The sequence below is a fragment of the Bizionia sp. M204 genome (assembly GCF_023205095.1).
Classification (GTDB): domain Bacteria; phylum Bacteroidota; class Bacteroidia; order Flavobacteriales; family Flavobacteriaceae; genus Algorimicrobium; species Algorimicrobium hallyeonense.
In genome coordinates this window covers 1,230,615-1,254,501 of record NZ_CP046242.1, presented here as the reverse complement: position 1 = coordinate 1,254,501, position 23,887 = coordinate 1,230,615, and the positions used below count along the sequence as shown (strand labels likewise).

General features: G+C 33.4%; 23 protein-coding genes. 11 read left to right on the top strand and 12 right to left on the bottom strand.

Translation table 11 applies throughout. The features are described 5' to 3' along the window. The first annotated feature begins 39 nt into the window (after positions 1-39). Both GMA17_RS05665 and GMA17_RS05660 read left to right on the top strand, forming a co-directional pair. Entirely contained in the window at positions 40-828 is a 789-nt protein-coding gene (locus GMA17_RS05665; protein ID WP_248400059.1) for a T9SS type A sorting domain-containing protein, read from the top strand. Positions 829-1,004: 176 nt separating this feature from the next. After that, positions 1,005-2,258 (top strand): hypothetical protein, encoded by a 1,254-nt coding sequence (locus GMA17_RS05660; RefSeq protein ID WP_248400057.1) that lies wholly within the window; start codon positions 1,005-1,007, stop codon positions 2,256-2,258. Here GMA17_RS05660 and ribB read toward each other — a convergent pair. The 6 genes from ribB to tpx all read right to left on the bottom strand — a co-directional run bounded on the left by ribB (position 2,255) and on the right by tpx (position 9,447). Continuing rightward, positions 2,255-3,409 (bottom strand): 3,4-dihydroxy-2-butanone-4-phosphate synthase, encoded by a 1,155-nt coding sequence (ribB, locus tag GMA17_RS05655; protein ID WP_248400055.1) that lies wholly within the window; start codon positions 3,407-3,409, stop codon positions 2,255-2,257. The genes GMA17_RS05660 and ribB overlap by 4 nt on opposite strands. A gap of 31 nt (positions 3,410-3,440) precedes the next feature. Beyond that, positions 3,441-5,270: an LptF/LptG family permease gene (locus GMA17_RS05650; RefSeq protein ID WP_371922418.1), complete on the bottom strand. Its 1,830-nt coding sequence runs from the start codon at positions 5,268-5,270 to the stop codon at positions 3,441-3,443. A 104-nt stretch (positions 5,271-5,374) separates the two neighbouring features. Then, the gene (locus tag GMA17_RS05645) at positions 5,375-6,013 is read right to left on the bottom strand and encodes an outer membrane lipoprotein carrier protein LolA (RefSeq protein ID WP_248400053.1); all 639 of its coding nucleotides are present in this window, start codon (positions 6,011-6,013) and stop codon (positions 5,375-5,377) included. A 53-nt stretch (positions 6,014-6,066) separates the two neighbouring features. After that, positions 6,067-8,451, bottom strand: coding sequence for a DNA translocase FtsK (locus GMA17_RS05640; RefSeq protein ID WP_248400051.1), 2,385 nt, complete (start codon positions 8,449-8,451; stop codon positions 6,067-6,069). 128 nt (positions 8,452-8,579) lie between these two features. Next, positions 8,580-8,948 carry a diacylglycerol kinase family protein gene (locus tag GMA17_RS05635; protein WP_248400049.1) on the bottom strand — a complete coding sequence of 123 codons (369 nt, stop codon included), beginning with the start codon at positions 8,946-8,948 and terminating at the stop codon, positions 8,580-8,582. Further along, complete coding sequence (gene tpx, locus GMA17_RS05630) at positions 8,941-9,447, bottom strand: thiol peroxidase (RefSeq protein ID WP_248400047.1); 507 nt, start codon at positions 9,445-9,447, stop codon at positions 8,941-8,943. Before tpx ends, GMA17_RS05635 begins: the two co-directional genes overlap by 8 nt. Before the next feature lie 182 nt (positions 9,448-9,629). On the opposite strand from tpx, the gene GMA17_RS05625 reads away from it, so the two are divergent. Next, positions 9,630-10,208 (top strand): fasciclin domain-containing protein, encoded by a 579-nt coding sequence (locus tag GMA17_RS05625; protein ID WP_371922417.1) that lies wholly within the window; start codon positions 9,630-9,632, stop codon positions 10,206-10,208. Positions 10,209-10,298: 90 nt separating this feature from the next. Here the strand turns inward: GMA17_RS05625 and GMA17_RS05620 are convergent, their stop codons facing one another. The 5 genes from GMA17_RS05620 to GMA17_RS05600 form a co-directional block, all read right to left on the bottom strand. After that, a complete protein-coding gene (locus tag GMA17_RS05620) occupies positions 10,299-10,556 on the bottom strand; it encodes a hypothetical protein (RefSeq protein ID WP_066249974.1) in 258 nt (85 codons plus the stop codon). Positions 10,557-10,562: 6 nt separating this feature from the next. Further along, complete coding sequence (locus tag GMA17_RS05615) at positions 10,563-10,871, bottom strand: co-chaperone YbbN (RefSeq protein WP_248400045.1); 309 nt, start codon at positions 10,869-10,871, stop codon at positions 10,563-10,565. A gap of 107 nt (positions 10,872-10,978) precedes the next feature. After that, positions 10,979-11,617 carry a peroxiredoxin gene (locus tag GMA17_RS05610; protein ID WP_248400043.1) on the bottom strand — a complete coding sequence of 213 codons (639 nt, stop codon included), beginning with the start codon at positions 11,615-11,617 and terminating at the stop codon, positions 10,979-10,981. A 141-nt stretch (positions 11,618-11,758) separates the two neighbouring features. Beyond that, positions 11,759-13,231, bottom strand: a complete 1,473-nt coding sequence (gene nhaC, locus GMA17_RS05605; protein ID WP_248400042.1) for a Na+/H+ antiporter NhaC — start codon at positions 13,229-13,231, stop codon at positions 11,759-11,761. A 165-nt stretch (positions 13,232-13,396) separates the two neighbouring features. Continuing rightward, positions 13,397-14,596, bottom strand: a complete 1,200-nt coding sequence (locus tag GMA17_RS05600; RefSeq protein WP_248400040.1) for an aminotransferase class I/II-fold pyridoxal phosphate-dependent enzyme — start codon at positions 14,594-14,596, stop codon at positions 13,397-13,399. Between the two features lie 169 nt (positions 14,597-14,765). Here GMA17_RS05600 and GMA17_RS05595 point away from each other — a divergent pair, with 169 nt between their 5' ends. The 8 genes from GMA17_RS05595 to GMA17_RS05560 all read left to right on the top strand — a co-directional run bounded on the left by GMA17_RS05595 (position 14,766) and on the right by GMA17_RS05560 (position 23,057). Further along, complete coding sequence (locus tag GMA17_RS05595) at positions 14,766-15,224, top strand: Lrp/AsnC family transcriptional regulator (protein WP_248400038.1); 459 nt, start codon at positions 14,766-14,768, stop codon at positions 15,222-15,224. A 227-nt stretch (positions 15,225-15,451) separates the two neighbouring features. After that, on the top strand, positions 15,452-17,047 hold the full coding sequence (locus GMA17_RS05590; RefSeq protein WP_248400036.1) for a S41 family peptidase: 1,596 nt from the start codon (positions 15,452-15,454) through the stop codon (positions 17,045-17,047). Positions 17,048-17,105: 58 nt separating this feature from the next. Then, the gene (locus tag GMA17_RS05585; RefSeq protein ID WP_248400034.1) at positions 17,106-17,876 is read left to right on the top strand and encodes a response regulator transcription factor; all 771 of its coding nucleotides are present in this window, start codon (positions 17,106-17,108) and stop codon (positions 17,874-17,876) included. 229 nt (positions 17,877-18,105) lie between these two features. Next, on the top strand, positions 18,106-19,506 hold the full coding sequence (lpdA, locus tag GMA17_RS05580) for a dihydrolipoyl dehydrogenase (protein WP_248400032.1): 1,401 nt from the start codon (positions 18,106-18,108) through the stop codon (positions 19,504-19,506). A gap of 256 nt (positions 19,507-19,762) precedes the next feature. Beyond that, a complete protein-coding gene (locus GMA17_RS05575) occupies positions 19,763-20,500 on the top strand; it encodes a hypothetical protein (protein WP_248400030.1) in 738 nt (245 codons plus the stop codon). Positions 20,501-20,686: 186 nt separating this feature from the next. Next, positions 20,687-21,553 carry a sensor histidine kinase gene (locus tag GMA17_RS05570; protein WP_248400028.1) on the top strand — a complete coding sequence of 289 codons (867 nt, stop codon included), beginning with the start codon at positions 20,687-20,689 and terminating at the stop codon, positions 21,551-21,553. Next, positions 21,546-22,322 carry a LytTR family DNA-binding domain-containing protein gene (locus GMA17_RS05565; RefSeq protein ID WP_248400026.1) on the top strand — a complete coding sequence of 259 codons (777 nt, stop codon included), beginning with the start codon at positions 21,546-21,548 and terminating at the stop codon, positions 22,320-22,322. Before GMA17_RS05570 ends, GMA17_RS05565 begins: the two co-directional genes overlap by 8 nt. A gap of 156 nt (positions 22,323-22,478) precedes the next feature. Next, positions 22,479-23,057, top strand: a complete 579-nt coding sequence (locus GMA17_RS05560; RefSeq protein ID WP_248400024.1) for an MliC family protein — start codon at positions 22,479-22,481, stop codon at positions 23,055-23,057. A gap of 106 nt (positions 23,058-23,163) precedes the next feature. Here GMA17_RS05560 and GMA17_RS05555 read toward each other — a convergent pair whose 3' ends face one another. Further along, complete coding sequence (locus GMA17_RS05555; protein WP_248400622.1) at positions 23,164-23,838, bottom strand: class I SAM-dependent methyltransferase; 675 nt, start codon at positions 23,836-23,838, stop codon at positions 23,164-23,166. Positions 23,839-23,887 lie beyond the last annotated feature (49 nt).

Here is a 23,887-nt window from a genome sequence, read left to right as displayed (position 1 = left end):
ATAAACATCTAAATTTTAACACTTTAAAACTATATTATTATGAAACATGTATACACAGCGGTCATTTTACTTTTTATGACCTTCACATTACAAGCGCAAAATCATACTTATGAGTTTAGTATCTCATTTGTAGGGATAAACGCAAACACAGGCAACTACCAAATGGCTTTATTGGCAACACCAAGCGAATCCGTAGTTGATGACAGTACAGACGATATGGGAGCCGGCTTTTATGTGCCAACAGGTATGACTATAGGTAATTTTGTAACTGGTAATTCTAATCTTCCAGCCTCCGAATGGGCATCTATTTCCATGGGACCTGGTGTTAATGGCGATGCCTATTTTTTAGGTCGCGATGAAGCTGGCCAATTTACCGTAATGTTAAATGGTGCAGGGCCTTTTGAGCTGGTTTTATTTGATGTTATTGCAGATCCTAACCCAACAACAGGCGCTATTCTGTTCGTTGAAAATGGTGATCCAGTTTTTGACACCATTTTTATTGAAAATTATATCAATATCTGGGCACAAAACTTATACTCACAAAACAATCCAACAGCAAGTTCTGTTAATTTCGCAACATTAAGTGCGGAAGCCGTAATTGTAGATACTTCGCTTTCTGTTTATCCGAATCCAGCATCTGATATTCTGAATATTAAAACACCAAATACTATAAATTCCATTGAGCTGTATTCTATTCTAGGTAAAAAAGTATTTGAAAGCAGCCAGAATACAAACCAAATTGATGTTAGTAATTTTCAATCTGGTATCTATCTTCTGAAAATTCAAACAGAGAAAGGTCGCGTCACTAAAAAAATAGTGATTAAATAATATTAAAGAGGCTATTTATTGAAGTGAAAAGGGGGAATGACCTATTGTAACATTTTGTGTTGTTTCCCTTTTTTTAATTTCAAGTATTCACAACCTAGTACAAATAGGTGTTAGTTAGAATATATTATTAAAGTAAGCTAAATCAAAAAGTTATAATCATTAAAAATCGAACAATTATGAAGCGGTCTATAAAAACAATCGTATTATTTTCACTGTGCTTTATAGCATTATTTTCAACAATCTATGCACAGCAGAGTATAAATTACAAAGCTATCATTAAAGATGATAACGGTAACGTTATTGCTAATGATGTGGTACCTGTACAATTTAACATTTTACAAGGTGTTGCACAAACCAATGTATATTCAGAATTACATACGCCAACAACGGATGCTAATGGTATTATTATTGTAAATATTGGCGAAGGTATACTAGTTGGTGGCAGTCCTGATTTTAACACCATTGATTGGGCTAGCGATACGCATTTTCTGCAAGTATTCGTAAATATTGGCGATGGCTTGGTGGATATGGGGATAACCGAATTTAATGCCGTTCCATATGCACTTTCGTCTGGCGATAAATCTTGGGAAACCGAAATAGATAATGTGCATGTATTATCAAAAAATGTGGGAATCGGTACCGATACACCAACCGAATTATTAGAAATAAGTGATGTCAATAACGCAGGAATTAAATTGGTAGTTCCGACTATAAATAATACATCAAAAATTGAATTTAGAAATGGGTTGGAATCAGGTAGTTATTCTTTCTATAAAATTGAGAATAGAAGTGATGTATTACGATTTGAATTAGATTCTGATTTAATTACTACCACAGGTTTTGAAAGTAAAATGACACTTTCTAATTCAGGATTGGCTTTAGAAAATGGCACCAGAGTGAACGCGTTTTCGTCAGATGGCACATTAGCCAGTAATAGTAATAATGCCTTACCAACAGAACAGGCAGTTAAAACCTACGTGGATAATAGTATAGCAACTTTAGCACCTACTGCTAAAACAATTGTTGTTCCCGCCACAACATTCACAAGTAATAATAGTTTAGTAAATTTTGGGATTGGTGGTGGATATGCTTATAAACCGACTGGTACACAAGCTATACTAGCACCATTGGTAATTCCTATAGGTTCTACAGTGACCTCGGTTACATTCTATTTTAGAGATACCAATAACGCTGGTGGTGTAAATCTGATAGGAGATGTAATAGCCTACTATAGAACGAATACATCTGCAACTATACCAGTTACAGTTTCAACATTTGGAAGTTCAACAACTGGTATGATAGAGGTAAGTTCTAATCCTTTTAATATTGCTACAGATAGACAACATTATATTAGAGTAAGACCTTCATCTAATTGGGATGGAAGTAATTTGGCAATTCATTCTGTAAAAGTAACCTATACGGAAAACTAATAATTAACATACTCAACAATTTCCAATCCGTAACCAATCATCCCAACACGTTTGGTTTGCTCACTATTAGAAATGAGTTTTAATTTATGAATATTTAAATCATGTAAAATTTGAGCACCAATTCCAAAATCCTTCGCATCCATATCAAGACGCGGTGCTTTTATTACCTCACCAGGAACTTGTGCTTCTTTTAGAACGTTCAGACGTTTTAATAAATTCATGGTTTGCGATTGCTGATTAATAAAGATAACAGCACCTTTTTCGGCTTGGTTAATTACTTGAAACATGTCGTCCAACTTCTGATCGGCATTGTTGGTTAACGTTCCTAAAATATCATGATTAACAAGCGTTGCATTCACACGTGTTAATACAGGTTCACTCGTAGACCAAGACCCTTTAGTAAGCGCAATGTGAATTTGATTGTTGGTTGTTTGGTTATAGGCACGCAATCTAAAATTTCCAAAACGGGTTTCTAGATTAAAATCTTCCACCTTTTCAATTAAAGAATCGTGCTGCATGCGGTAAGCCACTAAATCTTCTATAGAAACAATTTTTAAATCGAATTTTTTGGCCACTTTCATTAACTCTGGTAAACGAGCCATAGTACCATCTTCATTCATAATTTCCACTATAACACCTGCTGGTTTTAATCCAGCAAGTCGTGCAAAATCTATAGCAGCTTCCGTATGTCCGGTTCGCCTTAATACACCTCCTTCTTTTGCAACTAAAGGAAATATATGACCAGGCCTAGCCAATTCAAAAGGTTTCATATTATCATCTACCAAAGCTTGAACAGTTTTAGCACGATCGGCAGCTGAAATACCCGTAGTAACACCGTTTCCTCTTAAATCTACTGAAATAGTAAACGCTGTTTCCATAGGATCCGTATTATTACGAACCATCATATCAAGCTCTAAAGCCCTACAACGATTTTCGGTTAATGGTGTACAAATTAAGCCCCGACCATGTGTGGCCATGAAGTTAATCATTTCAGGTGTTGCCATTTCTGCAGCTGCTAGAAAATCACCTTCATTTTCCCGATTCTCATCATCAACAACAATAATAACTTTTCCATTTCGGATATCGTTTATGGCATCTTCAATGGCATCTAATTGAAAGGTTTTGGTATTTTGAGTTTGAGTCATGGACATAACCATTTTGTATTAAAAGCAAAGGTATTGCTTATTTTGAATTAAGTGAAAAGACTTTATTTATTTTATTCTTCAGTAAAAAATGTCTAATGGGGTACATAATAAAACCAAGTATGATAAAAATTGGATTTTTAGAAACGTGGAATGTTTCAATCCGTTTTGATAAGCCTGAAATATTTACATATGATACGATAAAGTAAAGTGTATAAATTACACCTGAAATAGCGCTTATTTGAATTATTATAGCCGCAATTTCTTCTAGTTTATTATTTTGAAACACGAAATAAAGCACAAATAGTACAATAGCAATGCAATAAAAAACAAAACTAAATTTAGCATGCATACTATAATCAGTTAAACGCGCTTTAGCTTGTAAGTCGCCTTCAGAACTTAAAGAAATTCGAGGTTTTTGTGTTGTTATACTTTCTTCTGATTTGTTTGGAATTTTTAATAGCTTCTTAATGGGTTCAATAATATGATCAAATTCAAATAAACCACGATCTGCTGTTGCGCGTTTGGTTAAATAGTAGCCAAGAGGCAACATAACAAGCGTAGAGAACCAAGCAGCTAGAATTGGATTTAAACTACCATCTTTAGCGCTGTTTTTTGCGAAAATTCCTATAAAGTGATAAGTTAAAAATAATAAGATAGCAATAATCATTGGCAATCCAATACCACCTTTTCTAATTAAAGCACCTAAAGGCGCTCCTACAAAAAACAGGATAATACAGGCAAAACCTAAAGCTAATTTTTCATGAAGAGCAATAAAATGTTTGTTGATTTCAACATTACGCTCTTTAAAATATTTAGTTTTAATATTTACAATTTGTTTGGTGCTTTTTAACGAATTCAATGCCTGATCTAGCATTTCTATTTTTCTATTATCTGGAAATAACTCTAAAATATTACCGTTAAAAGATGAGTCTACAGGTTTAGTAGCGTTAATTCCAAAGTTTAATACAGGTAAGTTGGAGCGGTTGTATAAACTAATAGCAAAATCTTCATGATCATTGTTTAAAGCAGTTCCTAATGAATCTATGGTATAATTTAAATCCGCAATGTTCAGCATATTGTACTTGTCTGATACATTTTTCTCGTCTAAATCATTACTATTTAATTGAGATAAATCGATATTAATAATATATTTTTCAAAATGACTCATTACCATGGGATGCCGACTTCTTTCAGCACGATTTTTGGATGGCGTATCATCATAAAAATATCCATCAAAGAGAATAAATTGTAACACATCAGAATCTTCTTCACCTATAAGTTCACCATTTTTAGCAACTATTATCGTGTTGTTGGCATTATTTCTTTGGCTTTTCTTGTGCATGACCACACCTTTCAAATACCTGCCATTTTCACCTGATTTTTTTTCAACTTTAATGTTGTAATCCATGACATCATTAAACTGACCTTCGGCAATTACCATAGCAGGTTTTAAGGTGGCAATGTTTTTCCGAAGATTATGTGAATTAAATTCAGCCCAAGGTATAACGTTGTTAGCAAATAAAAAGGTGGTAATGCCCAATCCTACTATAAAAATACTTAAGCCAGTCATGGCGCGCTGTAACGAAATTCCAGTGGATTTCATGGCGGCAAATTCATAGTTTTCAGCAAAACTACCGAAAACCATAATCGAAGATAGAAGAATAGTTAGTGGTAATACTAGTGGGATAAGTTTGGGTGTAAAGTAAAATAGAAATTTTAAAATGACAACCATGTCCAAATCCTTACCAGCTAATTCTTTTATATAAAGCCAAATGGTTTGTAATACAAAAATTAGCATGAGTATGATAAACACGCTGAAAAAGGTTTTTAAATACGTAGTAAGTATGTAACGGTCTAGTATTTTCACACGGTTATATTTTCCTTCATTTATCCAATTTGAAATTAAAAACGGCTGATTATTAAAGGTTTATTATGAAATTTAAATCCTTGAAATGCAAAGTGTTAACCCGTCTAATCTAACTTATTAATATAATGGTCTTTATATTTGTTAGCATCAAAGGTAAATAAGGTTTTTGATAAGGGCTCGTTTGTTTTAAAAGAATTAACAGTTAAAGTAGTTTTTGTACCATTTTTACCTGTTTCAATTAAATTGTAAATGTGATAGGTTTGAGCATCTATACCTAAAAGAATATTTTTAATTTCGGAACCAGAATCACTAGGTGTTAATTTTACATATTGAATTTTCCGACCTTGTACATTTTGAAGAATATCCATTTTGTAAGAGTATCCGGTTTCGTAAAAAGACAACATTTTACTTGGGGTAATACTATTTTCATCTTCGGTGTTATTTGATGAAATGGTTACCTCTTCATCATCAGGGCTAATACTATAAAGTGTTTTGCCATCGTAGATGCGGGTCATTCCTAGTATATTTAAACGGTATTTATCGCCCGCAATAACCACATCACCACGTGTTTCTTGTTTTAAGTTTTCTACATCATTGCTTAAGGCATATTTAAAGTCAATGGATATATTATCATAACTTTTTACTTTTTTAGAAACCTTGTTTAATAGAATTTTGGCCTCATTATCTTGTGCAAAAGTTACAGACGTGACCATGATTAATACTAATACTAATAGTTTTTTCATTACGAATAAATTTATGCGCTATTAATTTTTACGCTTTTTTTGTTATTTAATTTTTAAGATGTTTCGTTTTCTAAAAGCATATTTAATGCTGCTAAATCTGGTACCAAAACCTGTCTGGCTTTACTACCTTCAAATCCACCAACAATTCCTGCTGCTTCCAACTGATCTATTAAACGACCAGCACGATTATATCCTAGTTTTAATTTTCGTTGTAATAATGATGCGGAACCTTGTTGGGCTGTGACAATAATTTCTGCCGCATCTTTAAACAAAACATCCCGATCGCTTATGTCTACATCAAGACTTGTGCCACTTTCCTCACCAACGTACTCTGGCAGTAAGTAAGCTTCTGGATATGCTTTTTGAGAACCGATAAAATCGGTAATTTTTTCCACTTCCGGTGTATCAACAAAGGCACATTGAATACGGATCATTTCGTTTCCTTGTGTAAAAAGCATATCACCACGTCCAATTAATTGATCAGCTCCAGAACCGTCTAAAATAGTACGAGAATCTATTTTACTGGTTACTCTAAATGCGATCCTCGCTGGGAAATTTGCTTTAATAATACCTGTTATAACGTTTACAGAAGGTCTTTGGGTGGCTACAATTAAATGTATTCCAATGGCTCGTGCCAATTGTGCCAATCGTGCTATAGGGGTTTCTACTTCTTTACCAGCTGTCATGATTAAATCGGCAAACTCATCCACCACCAAAACGATATAGGGTAAAAATTGATGGCCATCATTTGGATTTAATTTTCGCGCTTTAAATTTCGCATTATATTCGGCAATGTTTCTACACAACGCATTTTTTAATAATTCATAACGGTTGTCCATTTCAATACACAATGAGTTAAGTGTATTAATTACTTTGGTATTATCTGTAATTATGGCTTCTTCACTATCTGGTAGTTTGGCTAAATAATGACGTTCAATTTTATTGAAAAGCGTCAATTCAACCTTCTTCGGGTCTACCAATACAAATTTTACTTCCGCAGGATGCTTCTTGTACAGTAGTGATGTTAATACCGCATTTAATCCAACCGATTTACCTTGTCCTGTTGCACCAGCCATTAGCAGGTGAGGCATCTTGGCTAAATCTACCACAAAAGTTTCATTACTAATCGTTTTACCTAAAGCAATTGGCAATTGCATTTCCGATTTCTGAAATTTCTGCGAGGCAATAACCGAACGCATAGAAACGATAGTAGAATTTTTATTTGGAACTTCAATACCAATAGTTCCTTTTCCTGGAATTGGCGCAATAATTCTAATTCCTAAAGCGGAAAGCGATAAAGCAATATCATCTTCTAGGTTTTTAATTTTAGAAATTCGGACTCCAGCTTCTGGTATTATTTCATACAAGGTTACTGTTGGTCCAATGGTTGCTTTAATATTGGAAATACCAATTTTATAGTTATTTAGCGTATCTACAATGCGGTTTTTATTTTCTTCTAATTCTTCTTGGTTAATAGTTATACCTTCAGAATCGTATTTTTTCAGTAAGTCTAATGATGGGAATTGGTAATTACTCAACTCCAAAGTCGGATCAAATTGGCCAAAATCTTCAACCAATTTATTCGCTAAATTATCAGTTTCCGAAAGTTCTTCTTCAACCGTTTCAACTTCAATCTGCATTTCAGGCTCTTCCGTATCGTCTTTTGCTACAGGTTTAGGTTCTGGTTTCTTTATTGGCGGTGTAATTGGTGCCTCTGATTCGTTTTTTTCTACAGTTAAATCGAAAGCAGATTTAATATCTTCCGCTTCCGCTGACAAATCGTTATCCAAAGGAACCAATGGATCATCAGCTGTCTGACTATCCTTTATATTGGCGTTAATGTCCTTTTTAACGGATTTAAAAGCGTTTTTAATGTTATCAAAAGTCAATCTAAACCGAATGGCTAAATAGAATATTAAACCAAAAACGAGTAGAAGTATGGTTCCAATTTTTCCTAAATAGATTTGCAAATAGGTATTTATTTCAAAACCGACTGTTCCTCCTAAAGAGCTCCATTTTTCAGCGAAAAACCCAAAAATTATAGAAAGCCAAACAACAATTAAAGTGCCCCAAAACCAATGTTTGCGAAGTTTAGAGCGGTTGCCATTGGTAAGAACGAAAACACCTGATAGGAAAATAAGACCTGCAAAAATAAATGAAGCCACACCAAAGCCACGATGGATAAAAAAATCACTAACCCAAGCACCTGTTTTATTAAGCCAATTTTGAGATTCAATAGCTTTATTACCAAATTCTGAAAGCGTACTCTGGTCGTTTTGCCCTGTAAAAAAGTACGACACAAAAGCAATAAAAAGTAAAAGACCTGAAAGAATTAAAAAACTGCCTAATACCAACTTTTGTTGATTGGATAGTTTAAAACTAGGCGCTTTGAACTTGGGTTTCGTCGCTTTTGTTGCTTTTGTTTTCTTTTTGGCCATATATACTTTCCGTAAAACAGAAAAAGGTTATTGTGTAATTAATTCTGAAAATTTAGGTTCAAATTGATGTGACATCAGATGGTCACAAAAATACAAATAGTTCGCGTTAATCCTAAAGCTAAATGTATTTAAAAAATCTTTGGAATATATATGATACATCCTATGATTATTGCCGTTATAGCAAAAATAAAAACAGCGCCTGCGGCTATATCTTTAATGAGTCCTATTTTTTTATGATATTCTGGATGTATAAAATTTGCTATTTCTTCGATGGCTGTATTTATACCCTCTAAAGCCATAATTAAACCAATAGTTCCTATTTGAATTAGCCATTCGGTTGTTGAGATTTCAAAATAAAAACCCGCAACTGTCATGATAATACCAATACAAAGTTGCACTTTTATACTAGCTTCTGTGGAAACTAATATAAAAGCGCCTTTAAAAGCATATGTAACGCTTTTTAATCTATTAATTAAAAATGAATCTTTTTTAGGCATCCATTAAAGCCTCCAAAGCTGCTTTATAGTTTGGTTCATCAACCGTTTCTTGAACTTGTTCTGTATAAACTACTTGTCCCTTTTCATCAATAACTACTACTGATCTTGAAAGTAACGTTTCCAATGGTCCAGATGTAAAAGCCACGCCATAATTTTTTCCAAAGCTTCTATCTTTGAAATCTGAAAGCGATACCACATTGTCCAATCCTTCCGCCGCGCAAAAACGAGCTAAAGCAAATGGTAAATCTCTAGAAATACATAGTACTTTTGTGTTGTCTAATTCGCTTGCCTCTTGGTTAAATTGTCTGACTGAAGCTGCACACGTACCTGTATCTACGCTTGGAAATATATTTAACACTAATTTTTGTCCTTTATAATCTGCTAATGTGTTAGTTCCTAGATCGGTGTTAGTTAATGCGAAATCTGGTGCTTTACTGTTCGTTTTTGGAAGTGATCCAGATGTTTGAATTGCATCGCCATGTAAGGTTACTGTTGCCATAATTTTTTAAAATTTTAGTTGTTATAAAAATAGGGATATTTCCTCTGAAACATTACTAAAATATAAGGTTTTTTTATTCTATTGTATGTTAATAATGCGTTAAACGAAAAATAAATAAAAACCGCAACCTAGATAATTACGTTAGTAGGGTATAAACAAATTAATAACTTAAAATTACCAATATGAAAAATTTGAAATTAGTAACAGTAGCAACATGTCTATTAACATTTGTAATGTCTTTAAATATGAGTGCTCAAAGCAACATGATGAAACAGGAGACTAAAATGGTTGGTGGCGCCGAAATGTATCCTACAAAAAACATTATTGAGAATGCTGTGAATTCTAAAGATCATACCACGCTAGTTGCAGCCGTTAAAGCTGCAGATTTAGTTGATGCTTTATCAAGTGAAGGTCCGTTTACCGTTTTTGCTCCAACCAATAGTGCCTTTGATAAGTTACCAAAAGGAACCGTAGATAATTTACTGAAGATGGAAAACAAAATGATGTTACAAACCATTTTAAAATATCATGTTGCTTCTGGAAAATGGAATGCTTCAGATATTATGAAAGCCATTAAAAAGGGTAATGGTAAAGCGCAAATTACAACCTTAAGTGGTGGAACATTAACAGCTTGGATGAAAGGAAAAGCTGTGTATGTTACGGATGAGAATGGAAACTCTGCTTTGGTAACGATTGCCGATGTTAACCAATCTAATGGTGTTATTCATGTCGTTGATGCCGTATTATTACCAAAGTCGTAAGACTATAATTAGTCCCTAATTTTATTTGAATTAAAAAAGGCCACTAAAATTATATTTTAGTGGCCTTTTTGTGTTGATTTAATATGTCAATTACTTGTCAATAGAACCAAGCACGCGTTTCATAAAGCTATTTAAAGCTTCTTTTTGTGGTGTGCCATCTTTCATCATTTTATTCACTTCAATAGCACCATACATGTTAGAAATTAGTTCGCCAATAACATCTAGCTCTTCATCTTTTAATGATGATACTTCCGTTAAGGCTTCTAAAGTTTCAATAGTTTCAAGAACATAATCCTCGTCATTCTCTTCAATAAACTGTGTTAAATGTTTTATAATAGGTAGTTTCATACTAATCTAGATTACGTTATCAACAAGTTCTTTTAAAGCGTCGAATTTATTGGTTTGTTCTTGACCAACAAATTCCCCTTTTTTAAAAGTCGCAAAGGTTGGTAAATTATCAACAGTTGCTAATTTTCTACTTTCAGGAAATTTTTCAGCATCAGCCATCACAAAAGTAACACCTTCATGCTCTGTTGCTAATTTCTTGAATTTAGGCTTCATAATGCGGCAGTTTCCACACCAAGTAGCTGAATACTGTACAACTACTGTATCATTATTATTAATGATATCCTGTAAATTATCTTGTTCTAATTCCTGTACCATAGTTTTAAAAGTTTTAGCTATTTAAGTCCTTCCGTATTGGAAGGACTTAATTAGATGTTTAATATAGGTTGTATTGAAGTTCTTCGTGTGAAGTTGAAAAATCTAAATTAGTGAGATGCTAAATATGCAGCAGTTCCTTTCGCGTTAGCTTGCATAGCGTCTTTTCCTTCTTCCCAGTTTGCTGGACAAACTTCACCTTTTTCTTGAACGTGTGTTAAGGCGTCTATCAAACGAATATATTCACCAACATTTCTACCTAATGGCATGTTGTTGATGCTTTCGTGCTGTACAATACCATCTTCATCAATAATATAGGTAGCTCTATACGTTACATTATCGCCTTCAACTTGAACAGTTCCTGTCTCTTCATCAAAAATTTCGTTGGTAATATCTAAAATTCCTAAAACGCTAGATAAGTTTCTATTACTATCAGCAAGGATTGGATAGGTTACACCTTCTATACCACCATTATCTTTTGCTGTGCTTAACCAAGCAAAATGTACTTCAGGAGTATCACATGATGCGCCAATAACTATTGTATTACGTTTTTCGAATTCCTTCATTGCTGCTTGGAATGCATGTAACTCCGTTGGACATACAAAGGTAAAATCTTTAGGATACCAGAATAATACTACTTTTTTCTTGTTGTTTACTGCTTCTTCAAGAACGTTCACTTTAAAAGTGTCGCCCATTTCATTCATTGCGTCAACGTTTAAATCTGGGAATTTTTTTCCTACAAATGCCATGTTTTTATATTTTAATTGTTATTAATTTTCTTAATGACAAATATAAGAACAAGTCATAGTATTTCAGTCGAAATGAAATCTTAATTCTTTATTGAAGTATAGCTTAAATTTATGGTAAAGTTAGAAAGTGATAGTTTATGCTTATTTAGTGTTGCTCGTTAGTTGTTTAATTTTAATATTTAATGCCGCGTAAGTTAAGGTCATAAAAGGACTTAACCAATTGAAGATGGCATACACAAAATAATCAGCAACAGAAACACCTAAAACACTACTTTGATACGCGCCACAGGTATTCCAAGGAATTAATACGGACGTTACCGTTCCAGAATCTTCCAAGGTTCTACTCAAATTTTCAGGAGCTAATCCTTTATCTTTATACGCTTGCTTAAACATTTTACCAGGAATAACAATGGCTAAATATTGATCACTGGCTATAGTATTTAATCCTAAACAACTGATAACGGTACTTGCAAATAATCCGAAAACCGTTGTAGCAAAAGACAAGAGTACTTTAGTAATTCTTGCCAAAGCGCCTATAGCATCCATAATGCCACCAAAAAACATGGCGCAGCAAATTAGAAGAATGGTCCAAATCATGCCTTTCATGCCGCCTGCAGCAAATAAGTCGTTTAGTTTTTCGTTATCGGTTACAATTTGCGTGTCTGTTAATATGGCATTTACCGTGGCGCCTAATTTAGAATCTCCTAAACTATCTAAAATAGCGGGTTGGAAAATAAAAGCGAAAACGGCTGCCAATATAACACCAACACCAAGAGCAATAAGTGGCTTTGTTTTTAAAAGAATTAAAGCTATTACCACTAATGGTACAATAAATAACATTGGTGTAATATTAAACGTGTTTTCAATACTTATTAAAAGACTACTTAAATCGGCAGTTCCTGTGGTATCAATAGTCATACTCATTACCGAAAAGGCTATTAATGTAATTATAATCGTAGGAATAGTTGTTAACGCCATATACCTAATATGTGTAAATAAATCCGTTCCAGCCATGGCAGGAGCTAGGTTAGTGGTATCACTCAATGGCGACATTTTATCGCCAAAATATGCGCCAGAAATAGCGGCACCAGCAATCATGCCTGTAGGAATTCCTAAAGCGCTTCCAATTCCAATTAAGGCAATACCTACCGTTGCAGAAGTGGTCCAAGAACTACCTGTTGCAATGGAAATAACCGCACAAATAATAACAGAAGCCGGTAAAAATATTGACGGACTTAAAACTTGTAGACCATAATATACCATGGCCGGAATAACACCACTTACCAACCACGTTCCGGCTAAAGCGCCAACTAAAAACAAAATCATTATGGGTACAAATACGCTGCGCAAGTTTTCCCAGACCTCTTTCATCATGATTTGAAAGCGGACTTTATTAAAAAATCCAACGATGGCAGCCACAGCCGCACCTAATAATAAAATAAACTGATTGGAATATTCTCCTAAAGCTTCACCATCTGCAAGAAAGATGTTGTAAGCCAGCATTAGCATTAAAATAACCACAGGAATTAACGCTTCCCAGATACTTAATTCTTTATTCTCAATAATTGTTTGGTCTTCAATATCAATATCTGATAGGTTTTTATCGTCCTGCATATTGGTTGTTAGTTTCGTTAGGATTGTAATGTTACGATTTTCAGATAAAGTATGCAAATACTAATTGTCGCTTAAGCTAATATGGTGAAAGGAATGACCTTGTTTTTAAAATAAAAAAGGAGCACGCTTAAACGAACTCCTTAATTTACTTGTAATTTATACTTACTATAATATATCAAGTGACTCCATGCAAGAACGCATAGTTTTATAGGTGCGCTCAATGTCTGCATCTAATCCAATAGAAAAACGAATTAAACCATCACTTAAGCCCATTTCTTTTTGTTCATCTTCCGGTATTTCCGATGAAGTAGAACTACCTGGAGCCGAGAATAAGGTTTTGTAAAACCCTAGACTAACAGCTAGATATCCTAAATTTTTCTCTTGCATTAATTCCATTAATGCATTTGCTTTTTCTAAAGAACCAACATCTGCAGTTAGCATGCCACCATATCCATATTTTTCATTCATCATGCTTTTAAATAATTCATGACTTGGATGAGAAGCTAAACCTGGATACACGGTTTTTAATCCATCAGCTTCAAATTTTTCTGCTAAATAGGTCGCATTTAAACTATGTTGCTGCATTCTAATGTGCAATGTGCGTAGGTTTTTTAATATAGAAGCGGCTCTTAAACTGTCCATAGTAGAGCCTAATAACATACAGGCGCCATCGTTGACACTTCGTAAATCGTTTATGAATTCTTGTGTACCACAAATTACACCACCAACCGTATCACTAGATCCATTTATGAATTTAGTTAAACTGTGAATCACGATATCAGCTCCCAATTGCACAGGTGAAACAGATAAGGGCGAAAACGTATTATCTACCACCAATTTTAAATTGTGCTTTTTAGCCAACTTTGCTAAACCTGAAATATCAGCAACTTCCAAGAGCGGGTTACTAACAGATTCGCAGTATAAAATTTTTGTGTTTTTCGTAATGGCAGCTTCAACCACTTCTAATTTTGTAATATCTACAAAAGTCGTTGTTATGTTAAGTCTAGGTGCAAAATTCTTTAAAAAGGCATACGTTCCTCCATAAATGGTGCGACTAGAAACGACATGATCGCCAGCGCCACAAAGCTGCATTATGACTGGTGTTATGGCTCCCATTCCTGAAGCGGTAACATTTGCAGTCTCCGTTCCTTCCATGGCTGCTAAAGCTTCGCCGAGATATAAGTTTGAAGGCGTAGAATGTCTTGAATACAAATAACAGCCATCTGCATTACCTTCAAAGGTGTCAAACATGGTTTTAGCCGATAAAAAAGTGTAGGTTGATGAATCTGAAATAGAAGGGTTTACTCCTCCAAATTCACCAAAATATTGTAAATCTTGAATATTATTTGCTGGTTTGAATGCCATAGTGTGAAAATTTATTAATTAATAATACAGTAAAAATCGTTAATATTAGATTATCTATCAATAGATATCTTTATATTTAGATTATAAATCTATAAAAAACATGAATAATAGTTTTTATCACGTCTAATTTGGTTAATATTGTTTTTTAAACGAAAAATTTTCAATTATTATGAATTTCGATCTCATAGATTTAAAGTTATTACAATTTCTTCAAGAAGATGCGAAGCAGACCAACAAAATGTTATCTAACAGGTTAAATTTATCTGTTACAGCTGTTTACGAGCGGATTAGAAAGTTAGAACGCGAAGGTGTTATTGCGCAATATGTGGCCTTGTTGGATAAGAATAAGGTGGATCGGAGTTTTGTTGCTTTTTGTCATATTAAACTTGTTCAGCATACACAGAATAACATTGTGAAATTTGAGCGTGAAGTTGCCAATTTAGAAGAAATTTCTGAATGCTATCATATTAGTGGAGATTACGATTATTTATTAAAAGTAATGGTTCAGGATATGGAAGATTTTAGGGAGTTTATGGTTAAAAAACTAACATCTATTAATCATATTGGTAGCACCCACAGTATGTTTGTTATTAATGAAGTAAAACATACTACAGCCATTATGATTTAATTTGCCGGCCTGATAAAAAGATTTTGAATTAGGTAAAATTGAATTTAGTATACCTTTTTGCTACAATTCTTGTTTGTAGGTTTTCGTTTTTCCAACCATAAAACCCAGGCGAACGACTGAATTCCATCAAATTCCGGATGGGGTTATTAGTTATTTTTGGTAATCTATTTTTATTTTTTAAAAATAACTGCGTATTTCGTTGTTCAATATCTAGCATATATAACTTTATGAAATATCAATATCTGTGGTTTCTAGTAGTAATAATAATTGTTCAATCCTGCGGAAGCGTTAAAAAAAATAACGCCGTTGTAAGTAGTTTGCATGATGCAGATGAATTGAGAGAGGACGTAGATGCGGTTTATAATCAACTGCAAAAACATCATCCGCGCCTATATCAGTATATTTCTAAAGAAGCGTTAGATTTTAAATTTGATAGCCTAAAAACCAGTATCACACAACCATTAAGTAGTCATGATTTTTATGAACAATTAGCACCTATTTTAATGGAAGTGCGTCAAGGTCATATTTCGGTTATGCCACCTCAAATGCAATTCACTAAAAAAGAACGTAAGGTTTTAATGAAGGAACGGTTTGAGTTTTACGATTTAGATTTTAATTATATGGACAAACAATTATGGGTGTCCGGATCCAAATCAGATTCATTATTAATTGGAAGTGAAGTGGTTCAGATTGAAAATGAATCTGCCAACGCGTTAATCCAGAAATATCAAACACAATATGCTTCTGATGGCTTTAATACCACGTTGATGGATAGGCAATTGGGCCGTGCATTTCAAAGATTGTATGCACGAGATAAAGGGTTTTTAGATAGCTTATCCGTAACCTTCAATAAACAAGATTCATTATACACGAAAGTTTTCCGACGCATTCCAAAAGATTCAACTTCACACACAATAGATTCATTAAAACAGGAAGCTGATTCAATTAAAGTAGCCCAACTGACTAAAGCAGAAAAATTAATTAGAAAGCAGAAAGCAAAAGAAAAGCGAAAACAAGATCGAATATATGGTTCTGAAGGTTCAGACGGCAAATACACGCGTAATTTCAATTTTAAGGGAATAGATAGTTCTGTTGCCGTTATGAAAATAAGAGCTTTTGGAAATGGGAATTATAAAAAATTCTATAAAGAGAGTTTTGCCCAATTAGATTCATTAAATACACCGAATCTCGTTTTGGATTTACGAGATAATGGCGGTGGTCGAATAGAAGAAATTGCTTATTTATTCCGCTATTTGGCGCAAGAAGATTATCAGTTTATTAATGAAAGTGAGGTAACTAGTCGTGTGCCATTTATGGTGTACACCATGAGCAATGGTAGCCCTTTAATGTTAAAGATAATTGGAGCCGTTTTTTCACCTGTTATTGTAACCCATAACTTAATAAAAACCAAAAAGGTTGATGATGCTATTTATTATAAATTTAAATATGCCAAAATGCAATCCCCATTTCCGGATAATTTTAAAGGTCATTTATATGTGCTTATTAATGGGAATTCTTTTTCGGCATCATCCATATTGTCTACTAATATTCAAGGTCATAATTTAGCCACATTTGTCGGTGAAGAAACGGGAGGTGCTTATAATGGAACCGTTGCGGGTTTATTTAAAATTTATAAATTACCAAATAGTAAGGTTCGTGTACGCATTGGTTTAATGCAAATTGATGCGCCTTTTAAAGTAGAGCCAGATGGCTATGGTATTAAGCCGGATATTCCAATTGTTCCAACTTGGAATGATGTTTTACATGAACGTGATCCCGAGCTGGAATGGATTTTAAATCATGTAGAGAAAGAGAAACCATAGATTTTTTATGTAACTTTATTGCGAATTTTTTTTCAAAAAACACTTTTATACCAAATAGATGCTTTATAAAAACATCAAAAAGATTTATCATGATATTTTCATGTCTTATGCACACCCTGAATTAGGCACGCATATTAAAAAAATCATTGAATTAGATGTGTATTTGCCATACAGTTCTACCTTTTTCTGCATAACAAACACCCAAGATTTAACCTTTGAATTTGTTAGTAAAAACATGACGGCTTGTCTAGGCTTGGAAAAAAATGTCTTGCTAAAGGAAGGTATGCGAAATTTTTGGAGTCGCATTCACCCAGAAGATATTGAACTTTGGTTAAGAGGTTTAAACGATTTAATGGAATTTACTTTAGCTGAAATCCCGGTAAACCACAGATACCAAATGAGCTATACATGGAATTACCGCTTAAAAAATGCGCAGGACGAATATGTAAACATAATTCAAAACACCACACCTTTAGAGTTTGATGCGGAAATGAAACCAATAATAGGATTAGCGCATTACACCGTTATGGATATAAATATACAAATGCCAATTACGGTTACAGCCAAATTACTCAATGAAAACAACGAATATGAAACCAAATATTTTAATAATTATTCCCAAAAACTATTAACAGATGGTTTAAGTAATCGGGAGCGCGATGTGATACGATTATTAACCTTGCATAATTCAAGTAAGGAAATAGCTGATTTATTGAATATTAGTCCTAATACAGTAGATACACACCGAAGAAATATTTTAAAGAAACTTAACATTTCATCAACAGGAGAGCTGATAGGTATGTTAAAAATGAACACGAATTTTCTGTAAAATTACTCAAATTGAGTATTGCAAAACCTGAAATATTACACCATTTTTGTAATGCTATTATTTGAGGGTGATACCTTATATTTAGGGCAATCTAACAAAATTGTTAGTTTTGCCCTTTTTTTTACACTTATTTTGATGGCGCTTATTATCCTGTATTTTTTTTATTGCCTTCCCATAAAACATTTGTATTTTTGTTCTTGTATTAATACAACTTGAAAAAAATATTTATATGAATTCATACGATGTAGCCATTATTGGCTCTGGTCCTGGAGGTTATGTAGCAGCTATTCGTTGCGCGCAATTAGGATTGAAAACTGCTATTATAGAAAAATATTCAACCCTTGGAGGAACATGCCTAAATGTTGGGTGTATTCCAAGTAAAGCGCTTTTAGATTCGTCTCATCATTACGAAGATGCAGTCAAGCATTTTGAAGAACATGGTATAGATATTCCTGGTGAAATTAAAGTGAATTTAAAACAAATGATTGCCCGTAAGCAGGCAGTTGTAGATACAACAACAGGTGGTATAGATTTCTTGATGAAGAAGAATAATATTGATGTTTACCAAGGATTAGGAAGCTTTAAAGACGCCACTCATATTACGATTTCAGGTGAAAAAGAAACGGAAATTGAAGCGAAGAATACCATTATTGCCACTGGAAGTAAACCTTCAAGTTTGCCATTCATAAATATTGATAAAGAGCGTATTATAACATCTACTGAAGCGCTAAAGCTTAAGGAGATTCCAAAACACATGATTGTTATTGGAGGCGGTGTTATTGGATTAGAGTTAGGTCAAGTTTACAAGCGTTTAGGTGCTGAAGTTTCTGTAATAGAATACATGGATCGTATTATTCCGACAATGGATTCAGGACTTTCTAAAGAATTAAATAAAGTGTTGAAGAAACAAAAATTCAAAATCAACACCTCACATAAAGTAAAATCTGTTGAACGTAAGGGTGATGAAATCATTGTAAAAGCGGACAACAAAAAAGGAGAAGAAGTAGAGTTTAAAGGTGATTATTGTTTAGTGTCAGTTGGTCGTCGTCCGTATACGGATGGATTAAATGCGGAAGCTGCTGGTGTAAAATTAAATGATAAAGGTCAAGTAGAAGTTAATGATCACTTACAAACAGCTACCAAAAACATTTATGCCATTGGCGATGTTATTAAAGGCGCTATGTTAGCCCATAAAGCGGAAGAAGAAGGCGTATTTGTTGCTGAAACTATTGCTGGACAAAAGCCACATATCGATTATAACTTAATTCCAGGTGTTGTTTATACATGGCCGGAAGTTGCAGCTGTTGGTCAAACAGAAGAGCAACTAAAAGAAGCAGGAGTAGAATATAAAGTCGGGCAATTTCCAATGCGTGCATTAGGTAGAAGTAGAGCGAGTATGGATTTAGACGGGTTTGTTAAAATTTTAGCCGATAAATCAACAGATGAAATTTTAGGGTTTCATATGGTAGGTGCTCGTGCAGCCGATTTAGTTGCTGAAGCTGTAGTTGCTATGGAATACAGAGCATCAGCTGAAGATATTTCGCGCATGTCTCACGCACACCCAACATTTGCAGAAGCCGTTAAAGAAGCCGCTTTAGCAGCAACAGACGATCGTGCTTTGCATGTATAATAAGACTAAATTCCATTAAATTGGATTTAAATATTACAAAACCACTTCTCAATTGAAGTGGTTTTTTTTTGATTTAATTTTACTATTCTTTATAAATAACACTAATAGTACAAGCATTATAAGCATTCCTATTTTAATTACTGGTTTATTTCCTTAATGCGTTTAATTTATTCATGTGTTTATTGTTTTGTTGTTTCTGAAATTAGCAATTAGGACTACTATTGCCACAAATTAATTATTAACGAAAACAAAGACAATGAAAAATTTAAATCGTGAATTAGTATTCTTAAGAACTTTTGCGCTTGCTGTGGTTGGTGTCATGGTAATAGCAAGTATATATAGTTTTAATACAAATAGCAATAAAAGGTTTGGAACTATTGATGTAGAACGCATAAATATTATAGAAAAGGATGGAACCGTTAAAATGCTTATAACTAATACAGAACATTTTCCGTCTTTTGGTGATTCTATCAATAGCCGCGTGTATCATGAACGTAAAAAACGCTCGGGCATGCTTTTTTTTAATGAAGACGGCATAGAATGTGGTGGTTTTATTTATGACGGAACGAAAAATGATAACGGACACAGCGCAGGCCTTTCTTTAACTTACGACCAATATGATGGTGATCAAGTTATGCAATTAATAACAACTGATAGTAAAAGAGATGATAAACGAATTGTTTCTAGCATGTTAGCATTTAATGATCGGGCAGAAAATGAATCCCAATTAGAATCGATGCGAATTGGCGAAGAACTAAAAGCTATAAAAAATCCAGAAGAACGTAGAAAAAAGTACCAAGCCTATAAAGACCAAAACTTAATGGGTTCTACCACCAGAATTTTGCTGGGCAAAACCCCAAGTGAAAATAACGGCCTGTTTTTATTTGATGACCATGGAACCCCAAGAGCACAATTTAGCATCGATAAAGACAATCAAGTAAAGTTGGTTGTATTTGATGAGAATGGAGAAATCATTAATTCGTGGCCTCAATAAATCAATCTAGAACAGAATATCCATGAAATGATTATTAATTCTTTCAAGGATATATCTTATTTTGCAGCAATGAAAAGACTATTTAACTTTTTAGATATAGACCTCTATTTCACGATATTTATTTTTTTTATCAGTTACTTATTAATTATTGATTCTAGAATTAAAGTGTAGACGGATATCTTAAATGTGCTAAAGCCAGACGCACCCATAGCGCAGTTTTTAGCCGTTTTTGTTATTATGATTCTTATCAAAATAACCATAAGCTATATCCAAAGAAAGCATGATTTAAAGATTCACACAGCTAAAACATATCTTATTTACTTTAGTGTTTCATTTATATTATATCTCATTATTTCTAACGTATTTAGTCTTGTAATTGCAGCGCTTTTCAATACCACTTTATTTGGTAGTATTTATTTAGCGTATTTATTCTATAATGAAAATAACATGTTTAAAACGGAAATTACAAAATACAATCAGGCACTTTCTAGTAGTGCTATTCAGCAATTAAAAGCACAACTAAATCCCCAATTTTTATTCAATAATTTAAATACTTTAGATGAATTAATTGAAGAAGATCCTGCCAAAGCCAGTGCATTTTTACATCATTTTTCAGAACTGTATCGGTATTCACTGATAACCTCTGAAAAAAAATTAGTCCCCTTACAGGATGAAATACAATTTGCTAAAAATTACTTTGAGTTAATGGCACATAAATATTTGGGATATTATAATTTAGAAATAGAAAACGAACATCAAATACCTCACGTTTTTGTACCACCGTTCTGTTTACAGGTTTTAGTTGAAAATGCTATTGAGCATAATTTAGGTCGTGACAAAACACCCGTTTTTATAACTATTTCTATTTCAGATAAAATTACTGTAAGTAATAATAGTATACCAAAAAAACACCAAAAGAAAACAGGTGGTAGAGCCTTAAAAAATCTTGCAACACAGTTTAATCTTTTAAGTGATAAAAATATCAGCATAGACTCTAGTGATACCCATTTTAAAGTAACACTACCCTTTATAAACAGTAACCAAGATGTATAAAATTTTAATAATTGAAGATGAAGCACCTGCTCGAAAAAAGCTAAAACGGTTTATCGCGGAAGTCTGTGAAGCTTATACCATAGTCGCGGAATTGGAAACGGTAGAGGACACAAAAACATTCCTAAAGCAAGCTCTGGAAATTGATATTATTTTTTCAGACATCCAATTAAGAGATGGTAATATTTTTGAGGTGTATAATACTATAACTTTAAATTGCCCCATAATTTTCGCAACCGCCTATAACGCGTTTTTAATTAATGCGTTTGAAGCCAACGGCATCGAATATCTTTTAAAACCCTATTCTTTGGAACGATTTTCAAAGGCGTGGAATAAGTTTATTCGATTACATACAACCAATCCTGTAGACAATAATCAGTTAATGGAAACCATCCATCAGTTGTTAAAAAATAACCAATCGGTTTCTAAATCCTATAAAAATCAGTTTGCCATAAAAATGGCAAGTGAAACATATTTTTTAAAAACAGAGAGCATTGTTTATTTTCAAGCAGACAACGGAATTATATGTGCCTTTGATACCATGAATAAACGTCATGTTATGCCTCAAGCTACACTAAAAGAAATAGAAGTATTTTTAGATCCACAAAAATTTTTCCGTATTAATCGTAGTGAAAGTGTGCAACGTCAATATATTAATAAAATTAAAAGATATAATAAAAACACGCTTTCCATCCACCTAAATGCTGGACAGAAAACGTTAAAAACTAGCCAAAGTAAAACAAGTGATTTTAATAACTGGTTAGATTTGTAATTTAAAACGTTTTGTTAACAACGCACTTATACTAATTACCCACCAAAAGAGAGTTTATAAAATTTAGCATCATAATAAGTGTTTAAGTTGATACATATGGCAAACTTTTTGCTCAATACTTGTAAACAAAATTAATTTTAAAAACGAACCCTCAAAATGACAAAGAATTTTTTAGCCCTTGGCGTAGTAGCAACCCTATTTTTAAATGCTTGTAAAGAAGCTCCAAAGCAAAATCAAGCAGAATCATCAACCACCGAAATGGTAACTAATACACAGGATGATATTGTAGAAACATCATCAACCAATAATGAAGGACAAACATTACAATTAATATTTAATAATTCAGAAGGAACTGTAACCTTTAATTTCAAAGGTGAAAAGGTAACGTTAAGGCAAGAAAAAGCCGCTTCGGGAATTTGGTATAAGAATGAAAGTTATGAATTAAGAGGTAAAGGAAATGATCTTGAACTGAAAAAAGATGGCGACGTTATTTTTAAGCATGAAGATAATATTGTTATTTATTCAATTAAAAATAAAGATGGTGATATCCTGGATATGACCTATAATAATACTGCCAATACTGTAAAGGTGTATGTAAATGGCGGCGAACAAATAGAATTAACAGGTGAAAAACCGGCCTCTGGAATTTGGTATAAAAATAACCACTATGAATTAAGAGGAAAAGGTGAGAATTTAACGCTGACTAAAGATGGCAACGTAGTGTTTGAAAATTAAAACACATTATTTATATCTGAATATTAGCCTATAGAAAACGGATTATTAAAACCATGTCTTAACGGATATGGTTTTTTATTATTTGGCAGGAAACCTGAGCCTGGCTTTAAAAAACTTCATATAGCGTTGTAACTATTAATCCTTTGCCATGGGCCAAAGGTATAGACAAAAGTTGTCTTTCGTTTTTCACGATCCAATTAAAAGGTGGTTCTAGTAAATGGATTCCACTTTGTTTTTTTAACCGAATGCCTTGTCCGGAAATAATATCTTTATTCGGAATAAAAGGTTCTTTTGGAATATGCTCTGTTACTATAACGTATTTATACGCGTGCAGTTTCTTGATGATTTCCAGCACTTCAGTATTGGATATATGTTGAAGTACCTGGCGCAAAATGGCGCAATCTCCTTGTGGTAAGGCGTCTTTAGCTAAATCCAAACAGTAGAATTCTAAATTTGCTGTTTTAAATTTTTCTATGTTATGTTTTATTAAATCAGGTACAATATCTACTGCTATATATTTCTTCGTATGTTGTACCAAGCTGTTTCCAATGTTAAAATCACCACAACCTAAATCCACAACTGTCAACGGGTTTTCAAACGATTTTAAAAACGTGGTGACCGCTTCTATATACGGGTTTACCAATTCTGGTAGGTGAGAGCCATCACCAGAATAATAATGAGCAGTGTTGCCTCCCCAAAGTTTCATGGTGTAAACCTGCTCCATGGCGGCTTTAGTTGGCCATGGTTTTTTATGTTCTTTTGAGTTCTTTTCAGGATTCATCAATTATTAGGTAAGTTTTTTTTATTCTGGATAGAAAATTACTAAAATC